The sequence below is a fragment of the Pelomicrobium sp. genome (assembly GCF_036803785.1).
In the GTDB taxonomy this organism is placed as follows: domain Bacteria; phylum Pseudomonadota; class Gammaproteobacteria; order Burkholderiales; family UBA6910; genus Pelomicrobium.
In genome coordinates, this window is record NZ_DAIRTR010000081.1 from 1 (window position 1) to 10,529 (window position 10,529).

Here is a 10,529-nt window from a genome sequence, read left to right on the forward strand (position 1 = left end):
CCGAGCCCCCCCCCGGGCCGCCCCCCGGGGGGGGGAAAAATCCAGCTTCCTTAAGGCAGTGTCACGTTCCCCGGGGAGAATCCGGGGCGGCGGCCATGCCCAACACTTCGGCAATCGCCTCCCGCTGGAAGGCCGGCATGGGAAGAGGCATGGTGGGAGCGACCGCTTCCTCCAGGGTGGGGCCGATGTCTGCGGCGGAAAAACCCGCGTCTTTGAGCTTCTCCCGAAGAAACGCGTAGGCGTGGGCCAGGCTCTCCGCTAGGGTTGGCTCGTCCATGCCCAAGACCTCGGCGGCGGGCCCCTGCGCCACTTCTTCCAACGCGGTGAGCACCACCGCCTGGCGCCACGCCCGGGGCAAGAGGGCGATGGCCCGGTGGAGGGCAAGCCGCATTTCGCGGCGCATCTGCGCCTGCTCCGGGGTCGGCGCCTCTTCCAAGGGTACCAGATCCTCTAACCGTAGCCGTTCGTCGGGCTCCCAATAGTCGAAGCGCTCCTCATCTCGGCGGGTTGGCTCTTCGGCGGGCCGGGGGGGTGGCTCTTCCAGCGACAGCCTGGCCTGAAGCCGATCCCGCCTCAGCCGTTCCAGCTCCTCAGCGACGACCTGCATGGCGAGGGCAATGAGCCACTGGGGGACCGCCAGGTGGAGCGGCCGCTCCTCGAAAGCCTCCAGCCCTCGCAGGACGACTGTGTCCACTAGATCCTCGGCGCTCAACTCCCCAGGGGCAAGGACTCCCGCGCTCTCCAGGTAAAGCAGCTCCCGCTGGACATAGCCATAGAGGGCGTCCAGGTGGGATTCGATCAACGTGAAGTAGAGCCGGCGCCGCTCCGCTTCCCGGGTTTGCGGCGGACTCTTGACTTGCTCCCTTAGCCGCCTGCGCCGCTCGGAACGCTTCCACAGGGCCTCCCGGCGCAACCGGGCCAGGTGCTTGTCGGTGCGCCGCAGGAGCTCCTCGAAGGCCTCGGCCAGCACTGCGGGAAGATCGCGTCCTTCCTCGACCACGGACAGTACCGTGGAGGGCAGCTTGAGCCGCAAGCCCGCCCGATACAACGCATGGTTGGGATTTTTTTCGATCCGCCCTTCGAGATGGACCAGATCGGGAGAGAAGTCCTTGAGGCGGCGCTCGACCTCCGCCGCCTGCTCGCTGAACATCTGCTGCAACCTGGGGCGGCTCGGTTCTCCGAGGTGATGGTAGGAAAGATGGGTTTTCATGGGGATGGCTCCTTTCTTACCCGCTATATGGGTGCGCCGCCGCGGAAGCCCAAGCCTGGGGCGACTCCGTCGCGTTCCTCCGCAGCGCCTTGATCAGGGAGCGCTGCTTCTTCCCTTGGAGGCGTCGGGACTCGGCGCGCTGGGGAGGTCGCGTGGGGACGCGGGGACGGCGTGGGGCGGCTGCGCTGTGAATTAGGGCCTTGAGCCGCGCCCAGGCCTCCTCCAAATTCTTTTCCCGGGTTCGGTGCCGCCAAGCCTTGATGACAATCACGCCGTCCTGGGTGATGCGTCTGTCATCGAACTGAAGCAATCGCTCCTTTCAAGGATGGGGAAGGGAAGAGGCACGGATGTCCAAGCGTAGGTGCACGGCAGAGGCCACTTTGTTCACGTTCTGCCCGCCCGCCCCCTGGGTGCGCACCGCCTTCCATCGGACCTCCTGCGCGGCCAGGGCGAGCGCGCGGGAAATCCGGATCATGTCCTGGGGACAACGGGGGGTTCTCGCCGGTCCGCTCACCACTCTCGCCATCCCTTGAGCAGGGGAAAATACAGGCCGCACCGGATGGGTGCGAGGCCCGCCGCCGCCAGAACCCTCGCGTAACGCTCCAACTGGGCCTGGTAGCGCTCCCGTTCCCGGTCTAGAAAGGCCTCTAGATCCCCGCCCAGGTGCACCCCGGTCTTGTAATCCACAATCCAGCGTACGCCCTCTTCGTCCACGAAAGTGCGGTCGATCGCGATGTCCACCCATTCCCCATCCAGCCGGCCCGTCAGCCGGTATTCGCAGCGGGCCTCCCGATGGGGGCCCAGGAGCCAGCGGCCCCGGGGATCGGCAAGGGTTTGTGTCAAGGCCTGGACCACCCGCTGAGTGGCCTGATCGAGCTCCTCCCGGGGAACACCGAGCCGCATCAGCGCGGCCCGGTAGATCGGCACAAGCCCTCGTACCCGTTCCTCGTTCCAGCCTCGCAGGGCGTCTTCACCCATGCGCTGGAGCCAGCGGTGTACCACCGTACCCACGTGGCGCGTGCTTTCCCCTACCCAAGAAAATTCCACCGGCTCCACCACGGCATGGGCAACGGGTAGCCGCTCCCAGGCCACGGCGGGGGGCGGCGGTGGCAGGACATAATCGGCCACGAGCCGCCGGGACAGGGGATCGATGGGTACGCGGGTCCCCTCGTCGGTTCGATCCTCCCTCGGCCCCGGAGGCGGGAGCCGCTCGGCGGCGCGCCGGTAATCCTCGGCCACCGCGGGCCAGAGGCAGGCAAGAAGGCTCCCCTGGGCAGGCTGCCCGACTATCCAGGTCCCCTCCCGGGGCTTCAGGGGTGCCCGGCCCAGAAGATGGAGCCGGCGCTTCGCGCGAGTCGCCGCCACATACAGAAGCCGACCCGTCTCGAACAGCTGCCGTTCCCGATCGAGGCGGGCTATGTAGGCATAGATGGGGTCCTGCTCTGCTCCTGCTTCCTGGATGGGGCCAAGGAGCAAATCCGCCCCGCCCTTGGGCTGGGGCCGCACAATCCATCGCATGAGTCGCCGTTCCTCCTGCCGGGGGGGGTCCCCCAATCCCGGAACGATCACCGTGTCGAACTCGAGCCCCTTGGCTTTATGAATGGTCATCACCTGGAGCCGCTCGTCGGCCCGCGCGTCCGGGGCGGCAAAGAGCCGGTCCAGGGCCTCGGCCAGGACGGTTAAGTCCGGCAGATCCCCACCCCGCTCCAGCCCGTCCAGGCAGTCCAGGAAGGTGCGAGCATCCTCCAGGTCTGCAGGGGCTTGCACGCACGCCGGCCCACCCAGGGCGAGCCACGCGGCCTCGACCCGGTCCCGTAACCGACCCCGGCGGGTGTTCTCCTTGGCGTGGGCAAGGGGTGGAAGCACCCGCTCCAGCCGGCAACGACCGTCATCGGATAACCGTCGGCGGCGCGCTGCATCGTGGATCAGGGACCCCACGTCCGCTTCCGGCATGTCCCCCACGAGGGCATGGAGATCCGAGAGGGACAAGCCGCACCAGGGAGCCCGCAGCACTGCCAGCCACGCCGCTCGATCGGCGGGATGCACCAGGGCCCGGGTGAGGGCGAAGAGGTCCTGCACCACCGGCCGATTTCCCAGAGGCTCGATCTCGATGGCGCGGAAGGGCAACCCCGCTTCCCGCAGAGCCGGCACGATGCGGCTCAGGTGGCCGCGGCTGCGCACCAGGATCGCCACCGTTTGGGCGGGATCTTCCGTCCGGGCCGCCTGCACCAGGGCGACCACCCGGGCCGCTTCTTCGATTCCATCGGCGGAAAAAAAAGGATGCACAGTGACCGCCACCCCGCGGTTTCCGCCTCCATTCCCACCGGGGAACCGATCGGGGCGGGGAACGGAAGGGGCCAGGGGCACCGCCCCGGTCGCTGGGTCTTCTGCATCGGGCAGCACCCGGGCGAAGGCCTGGTTGACCCACGCCACGAGGGCGGGCGTCGCGCGGAAGTTGGTGCGCAGGGTGAGGGGCGTGAGGGTGACCGACCCAATCCCCTCCTGACGAGCGCGCAGGAAGAGTCCCACCTCCGCTTCCCGGAAGCGGTAGATGGACTGCATAGGATCGCCAACGACGAACAGGGTGCGCCCATCGCCGGGCTCCCAGCCCGCGGTGAGCTTGCGCAGCAACTCGAACTGGGCGAGGGAGGTGTCCTGGAACTCGTCCACCAGCAGGTGCCGGATCCGATAATCTAGCGCGAGGGCCAGGTCGGTAGGTGCTTCCTCGTCCCCCAGGGCCCGCAGTGCCGCCTGGGACACTTCGGTGAAGTCCACCTCTCCTCGGGATTGGAAGATCAGCTTGAGCGCGCCAGCCGCCAGGGGCAATAGCCGAGCGATGGCTTCCAAGGCTTCCCACTGAGCATCGGTATATCGGGGCGGCGGCAGCGCCCGCAGATCGGCCAGGGCGAGGCGAAATGCCTCAAAGGGGACTAAGGCCGCCAGGGCTTCCTCCATGCGGGACTTGGCTTCCTTGAGCCGATGCTTTTCGCTCGCACCTTGTCCCTTGCTGGGCGCGGGAAAGCCCTGGGCTTCGGTGACCCGCCGGCGCCATTCCCCCTCCCGGGTAAGGAGAAGTTCGGCGAGGCCCAGCCAAGCGGGAAGGCCCGTTTCGTCGGCGGAGGGATAAGCCCAGAGCCCCTGGCAGGCGAGAACGGGGGAGACGGCTTCTCCTAGAGCCAAGTTGGCCGCCGCCTCCCGGGCCAGGGCTACGAGGACCGGCTCCCAGGCCGCCGGGGCCAGGGCTCGAACGCGGCGCAAACCCTCCAGCCGGGCGCGGGTCAGAGCCGCCTCCAGCCCGGTTCGGTCCAGGGCGCCCGAGGCCACGTGCCGCAGCCATTGATCGCGTCGAGCCAGCATGGAAGCGAGGAGCTTTTCCGCCTGGGTGAGATCGTTGTCCAGGTGCATGAGAAGCCGCGCCACCAAGGACGCGCCCTCGGCCTCCTCGTGCAGCAGGGCAAGGGTTGCTCGGGCGGCCTCCCGGTACAGGTGGCTCGCCTCCTCCACAATGGCCGGCGGCGCGCCGAAGCGGGACAACACAGGCATCTGGCGGGTGAGGGCGGCGCACAGCGCGTCGATGGTCTGGATGCGAAGCCGCGCAGGATGGTCCTCGATCCGCCAGCCGAGCCGGGCGTCCCGGGCCATGGCCTCTCGGGCCAGCTGCCAAGTGAGGGCTTCGTGGGGCTCGCCGGGGCGAGGACCTCGTGCCGCGCCCAGGGCCTTCAGGACCCGGCTGCGCATCTCGCCGGCAGCCTTGCGAGTAAAGGTGATGGCGATCACCTCCTCCGGCGCTTCTACCCGGGCGAGCAGCCCCAAGTAGCGCTGGATCAGGAGCTCGGTCTTGCCCGATCCGGCGGGCGCCTGGACGATGAAGGAGCGCCGTGGGTCCAGGGCTTCGATACGCTGGGCGAGATCCGGGATGGGCTCCGTCTCGGTCACTCCTCCTCCGGCTCCATGGGCCCGAGACCCACCCGCTCGTGGATCCGGCACAAGGGAGCTTGGTCGCAATGCCCGCAAGTGGCTGGATAGCGCTTGGGGTCGACCCGGGCGACGCCGGCGGCGAAGGCCTGCCCGAGGGTGCCCACGGTGCGCCGCCAGTGCGCCAGGAGGCCTTGCCAATCCGGATGCACCTCGACCCCCGGAATGTGCACGTCGCCCGCGGCCACGCCACGAAAGCCCATGTTCCCAGGCCGTACCCGGGCAAAGGCTACGGCCGCCACCGGCGCCTCCAAGCCCACCGCATACAGGGGAAGCTGGGGCTCCTCGGGTCGCTCCCCGTCCCATTGGCCCGGGTGGGTCTCGCCGGTTTTGTAGTCGAGAATGGCCCGTCGACCGTCCGGTAGCTGGTCCACCCGATCCAGGATTACCCGAAGGCAAAGCCCACCTACAGCGAGCTCCCGCTGAGCCTCCACCGCCTCCACCCGGAAATCCCCCCGTCTCCGCTCCACCTCCAGCCACGCGCCCGCCAGGCGGGCAAGACGCGCCTTCTCTAAGTCGGCGTAACGGCCCCTGAGGGTCTGGGGCCGCTCTCGGGCAGCCGCCTCAACCGCCTGCTCCGCTGCCGCCCGCAAGAGGGCGGAAAGGGCCTCCGGGCCTGTTTCAATGAGTCCCCGATGGGAGCCCAGCGCCTGCCACACCCGCGCCAGCACGACATGGAGGAGGCGGCCCCGCTCGGCCGGGCTCAAACCGACCTCGGGTGCGTCCAGCGCCCGGGAACCCAGCCGGTGGACGGCAAAAGCCCGGAAAGGACAGGCGGCCTGATCCCGGAACACCCGGGTGCCGCCTTGCACCGGCTGCTCCGGCGGGTGGGGCGGGCCAGTCAAATCCTCGAAGCGCTCGATTCGCGCCGAGGCGTGGATCACCTCGGCGTAAGAGGGGATGAGAGCGAGCCCCAAGCGACTGGCATCGACGGCGGGAACGCCGGCGATCAGGGGACTCGGGGCCAGGTCCCGGTCCCCTTCCCGCTGAGGATGGGAGAGGACCAACTCTTTCGCCGCGCGAAACCATCCCGCTGTCATCCTCCGGGCGAAGGCAAGCTCCCGCTCAGCGCAGCTGTGGGGCAGCTCCACCTTTGCCTGGAGGGAAAAGGGCAGGAACGGATGGGGGCGAGGGGAAGGAGGCCAGGCCTCGTCGGTCAATCCCATCACCCACAGATGATCGAAGACGAGGGGTGCTGCCTCCAGCATCCCTAGGATTTGCACCGGCACCTCGGGAGACTCGGGCTGGAACAGGGTGCCGGCCGCCAGAGCCTTGACCCGGGCGAGGGCAGCTGCCAGGGAAAGGGGCGGCGTGACCGCATCCAGGGCAGCGAGGCTGGCGAGAAGCTCGCGCCATTTTTCGTGGACCTGGTATTCCTCGCTGGTGAGGGAGCGGCTGCCGGGGAAGCCCAGGGTAGACAGGGCGGCGAAGAAGACCTCCGCCCAGCGGGACGGGGCACGGGCGATCCCCGCATTCGCGCGAGCAAGGGCCCCCAGCGCCTCGATGCGCTGGGCGAGGAGCGGCGCGCGGGGCCCGGCCCGGGTACCCGCCCCACCGGCCAGGCGACAGAGTTGTCGCAGCTCCACCCGCAGCTCCCCCCGGCGCCTCAAGGCCGCATCCAGCGCCGCCCGGGGCCCTTGCTCGGCTTCTGCCGCCGCGATGAAAGGCGAGCGCAGCAGGCTCCCCAGCCGCCCCAGATCCGCTTCGCCCTGCAGAAGCTCCAGCACGGCGATCGCGCTATCCACCAGGGGATACGCCGAAAGGGGTTCGCCCAGGGAGATGTTGAACGGTAGCGGTGTGCTGGGGATCCCCGGCAAGCCGGCCCCCGGCCTCATCACCTGGGCGAATACCCGCTCTAGCTGCCGGCGCAGTCTCGCGAGATCCAGCACCACGACTCCGATGCGTGCCTCCGGGTCGGCGCCAAGCCGGGCCCGGGCCCAACGAGCCACCGCTTCCACCTCGTCTTCGGGGCCTGAAAAAACCACGCGTGCCGCCCGAGCAGCCTGGTCGGGGGGAGAGGGCGCGGCCAAGGCACACCCCGCCGCTTCGAGGGCGGTGAACAGCGCCCGCTCCTGAGGTGTGGGCTCCTCGAAGCCACACAGCAGCACCTGCCGTGGCACCGCGATACGCCCCTGCCGTATCCATGTGGCCAGCCTGTCTGGCAGCTGGGCGACGTCCAGGGCGCCCAGCGACTCGGCGAGCTCCCGGTAGCGGCGCGCCCAGCCCAGGAAGGCGCGTCCATCCTCGTGGAGAGGCTGCCCCTGCAAAGGCTCCCAAAGGCGATAGGCATGGGCGAGCTGCCAGGCTTCCCGGGCAAGCGCTGCGGTAGAGGCCACGTCGAGCAAAGGGCTCGCCTCGGACTCGCTGATGACCCGCTCCCACAGGACCTGTTCTTGCAGGGGGGAGAGGAGTAAGGGGACCCCCTCCAGGAGGAGCTCGCCATAGGCGCGCTCCAGCCAGGCGGACAAGGGCAGGATTTCGGGCGTCGGCCAGAGCATGAGGCCCCGGCCCCACTGCCGGCGGTCATACTCGTTCTTGAGGAAGCGAGCGAGCCGCCGGTTGATGGTGAGGGCCATTCCTCCCGCCTCGAGCCGCTCCCACAGCGCCTGCCGGGAAAGGGAAGGAAGACCCGCGGCACCGCCCATGGAAAAGGACCGGTCAGAAGGGAGCTAGCTTGGATCCGCCACGAGGGGCCCGGAAGGAAACCTCCAGCGGGGGCGCAACGACCAGCGCCGTTCCTGACCTACATCTTTCTGCATGCACCGCTTGGAGCTCGCACCGACCGCCCTTGTTGGACCTTGGCCCGCGCACGGACGCCTGCACGGACAAGGCGGCGCAGGGCACGGGACGCGACCACAAGGCCGGACAGCGCACACCCTGGTCTCGCCAGGGATGCAGCCCCCGAGCGGGGAATGACGCCGATACGCTCCACCCCCATTTCTTCAGCGCTCGAGGAGGTTGCGCTTGTCTTTGACCTTGGCCCACTCATCGGCATCCGCCGGCGGATCTTTTTTCTCGATGATCGGCTTCCAGATCTTCGCCAGCTCGGCGTTCAGCGCGATGAAATCCCGCTGGTCCTCGGGTACGTCGTCCTCGGCATAAATCGCCTCCACCGGGCACTCCGGCACGCACAGCGTGCAATCGATGCACTCGTCGGGATCGATCACCAGGAAGTTGGGGCCTTCCCGAAAACAATCCACTGGGCAGACGTCCACGCAGTCGGTGTACTTGCACTTGATACACGCTTCGGTGACGACGTAGGTCATAGGCGGTCCTTGGAGGCTCCGATGGGCAGAAGATAAAATTTCATTTTAACAGGAAAGGCTCGAGGGGACGGCCTCCCGCAACCCTTGAAAAAGCACGGCTCCGTCCCAATTTGATGCATATCAAAAAGCAAGCGCGCCTTTGACTTCAGCCTTCTCAACCCGGGGGATTTTGGGCTAGGATAGAGGCGCACTGCTTCCGGCGTCCTGCCGACTCTTGAATTCCCTGGATCCAACACCGAGCGGCCTGATGAGCGAGCACATACATTACGTGACCGATGATTCCTTCGAGGCGGAGGTCTTGAAATCCGACATCCCGGTGCTGGTGGACTACTGGGCCGAATGGTGCGGTCCGTGCAAAGTGATCGCGCCCATCCTGGACGAGGTGGCCCGCGAATATGCCGGCCGGCTCAAGGTCGCCAAGCTCAACATCGACGAAAACCAGTCCACGCCGCCCCGGTACGGAATCCGCGGCATCCCCACCCTCATGCTGTTCAAGAACGGAAACGTGGAAGCCACCAGGGTCGGCGCGTTGTCCAAATCCCAGTTGACAGCCTTTATTGACAGCCACCTTTAATACGAGTAGCCTTGAGGCCCGGTCCGAGTTAAAAGCTTGATTCGAAAAGACCCGGACCGGCTTCCAGGCGCAGCACCCTCCCATCCTCTCCTTCCCTTGTTTTTCCGGGGTCGTTCCGCATGCATTTGTCCGATCTAAAAAGCTTACCAGTGACTGAACTGGTCGAGATGGCGACCGCTAACGAGATCGAGGGCGCCAATCGACTGCGCAAGCAAGATTTGATTTTCGCCCTGCTCAAGAACCAAGCCCGCAAAGGCGAGAGCATCTATGGCAGCGGCACGCTGGAGGTCCTGCCGGATGGGTTCGGCTTCCTGCGCTCCCCCGACATGTCCTACCTAGCCGGGCCTGACGACATCTACGTGAGCCCGAGCCAGATCCGGCGCTTCAACCTGCACACCGGCGACACCATCGAGGGAGAGATCCGGACGCCGAAAGACGGCGAGCGCTACTTCGCGCTGGTGAAAGTGGACAAGGTGAACGGGGAGCCGCCGGAGAACGCGAAGAACAAGATCCTGTTCGAGAACCTGACGCCGCTGCATCCCACCGAGATGCTACGGCTGGAACGGGACATCAAGGCCGAGGAGAACATCACCGGCCGCATCATCGACATCATCGCCCCCATCGGCAAGGGCCAACGCGGTCTCATCGTCTCGCCACCCAAGGCTGGCAAGACAGTGATGCTGCAGCACATCGCCCATTCCATCACCGCCAACTACCCGGAAGTCATCCTGATCGTGCTGCTGATCGACGAGCGGCCCGAGGAGGTGACCGAGATGCAGCGCTCGGTGAAGGGCGAGGTGGTTTCCTCCACCTTCGACGAGCCGGCCACGCGCCATGTGCAGGTGGCGGAGATGGTGATCGAGAAAGCGAAGCGGTTAGTGGAGCACAAGAAGGATGTGGTGATCCTGCTGGACTCCATTACTCGGCTCGCCCGCGCCTACAACACGGTGGTGCCCGCTTCTGGCAAGGTGCTCACCGGCGGCGTGGATTCCAATGCCCTGCAGCGGCCCAAGCGCTTCTTCGGCGCGGCGCGCAACGTCGAGGAAGGCGGCAGCCTCACCATCATCGCCACGGCGCTCATCGACACTGGCTCCCGCATGGATGACGTGATCTACGAGGAGTTCAAGGGCACCGGCAACATGGAGATCCACCTTGACCGGCGCATGCACGAGAAGCGCATCTACCCGGCAATCAACGTGAACCGCTCGGGGACGCGTCGAGAAGAACTCCTGATCAGACAGGACATCCTGCAGAAGATCTGGGTGCTGAGAAAGCTGCTCTATCCGATGGACGACCTCGAGGCCATGGAATTCCTTCTCGACAAGATCCGGGCAACGAAAAACAACGCGGACTTCTTCGACTCGATGCGACGCGGTTAAGTTAGACCTCGAGCTCTTCGGCCGCGCCCGCACCGGGCCTGCGGCCACCGTGGCGCGGCCGATACCTCTCGGCCATGGAATTCCTTCTCGACAAGATCCGGGCAACGAAAAACAACGCGGACTTC

General features: G+C 66.9%; 6 protein-coding genes and 1 pseudogene. 2 read left to right on the forward strand and 5 right to left on the reverse strand.

Annotation, left to right across the window (positions count from 1 at the left end; translation table 11 throughout):
• Window positions 1-61: 61 nt before the first annotated feature.
• The 5 genes and pseudogenes from V7Q81_RS10345 to fdxA form a co-directional block, all read right to left on the reverse strand.
• The gene (locus V7Q81_RS10345) at window positions 62-1,210 is read right to left on the reverse strand and encodes a sigma-70 family RNA polymerase sigma factor (RefSeq protein WP_333842869.1); all 1,149 of its coding nucleotides are present in this window, start codon (window positions 1,208-1,210) and stop codon (window positions 62-64) included.
• A 16-nt stretch (window positions 1,211-1,226) separates the two neighbouring features.
• Window positions 1,227-1,685, reverse strand: a pseudogene (gene arfB, locus V7Q81_RS10350) (alternative ribosome rescue aminoacyl-tRNA hydrolase ArfB).
• Between the two features lie 35 nt (window positions 1,686-1,720).
• Window positions 1,721-5,146 (reverse strand): UvrD-helicase domain-containing protein, encoded by a 3,426-nt coding sequence (locus tag V7Q81_RS10355; protein WP_333842871.1) that lies wholly within the window; start codon window positions 5,144-5,146, stop codon window positions 1,721-1,723.
• Window positions 5,143-7,830 carry a PD-(D/E)XK nuclease family protein gene (locus tag V7Q81_RS10360; RefSeq protein WP_333842873.1) on the reverse strand — a complete coding sequence of 896 codons (2,688 nt, stop codon included), beginning with the start codon at window positions 7,828-7,830 and terminating at the stop codon, window positions 5,143-5,145. The genes V7Q81_RS10355 and V7Q81_RS10360 overlap by 4 nt, the downstream gene beginning before the upstream one ends.
• A gap of 297 nt (window positions 7,831-8,127) precedes the next feature.
• Window positions 8,128-8,451 carry a ferredoxin FdxA gene (gene fdxA, locus V7Q81_RS10365; protein WP_333842875.1) on the reverse strand — a complete coding sequence of 108 codons (324 nt, stop codon included), beginning with the start codon at window positions 8,449-8,451 and terminating at the stop codon, window positions 8,128-8,130.
• A gap of 247 nt (window positions 8,452-8,698) precedes the next feature.
• Between fdxA and trxA the strand changes: the two genes are divergently transcribed.
• Together trxA and rho are read left to right on the forward strand one after the other, a co-directional pair.
• Complete coding sequence (gene trxA / locus V7Q81_RS10370; protein WP_333842878.1) at window positions 8,699-9,025, forward strand: thioredoxin TrxA; 327 nt, start codon at window positions 8,699-8,701, stop codon at window positions 9,023-9,025.
• A 119-nt stretch (window positions 9,026-9,144) separates the two neighbouring features.
• Window positions 9,145-10,404, forward strand: a complete 1,260-nt coding sequence (rho, locus tag V7Q81_RS10375; RefSeq protein WP_333842880.1) for a transcription termination factor Rho — start codon at window positions 9,145-9,147, stop codon at window positions 10,402-10,404.
• The last annotated feature ends 125 nt before the right edge of the window (window positions 10,405-10,529 follow it).

What these genes read in the sequence shown, in the direction of transcription:
- rho (WP_333842880.1), top strand. Translation starts at nt 9,145, where the DNA reads ATGCATTTGTCCGATCTAAAAAGCTTACCAGTGACTGAACTGGTCGAG.
- fdxA (WP_333842875.1), bottom strand. Translation starts at nt 8,451, where the DNA reads ATGACCTACGTCGTCACCGAAGCGTGTATCAAGTGCAAGTACACCGAC.
- V7Q81_RS10345 (WP_333842869.1), bottom strand. Translation starts at nt 1,210, where the DNA reads ATGAAAACCCATCTTTCCTACCATCACCTCGGAGAACCGAGCCGCCCC.
- V7Q81_RS10360 (WP_333842873.1), bottom strand. Translation starts at nt 7,830, where the DNA reads ATGGGCGGTGCCGCGGGTCTTCCTTCCCTTTCCCGGCAGGCGCTGTGG.
- trxA (WP_333842878.1), top strand. Translation starts at nt 8,699, where the DNA reads ATGAGCGAGCACATACATTACGTGACCGATGATTCCTTCGAGGCGGAG.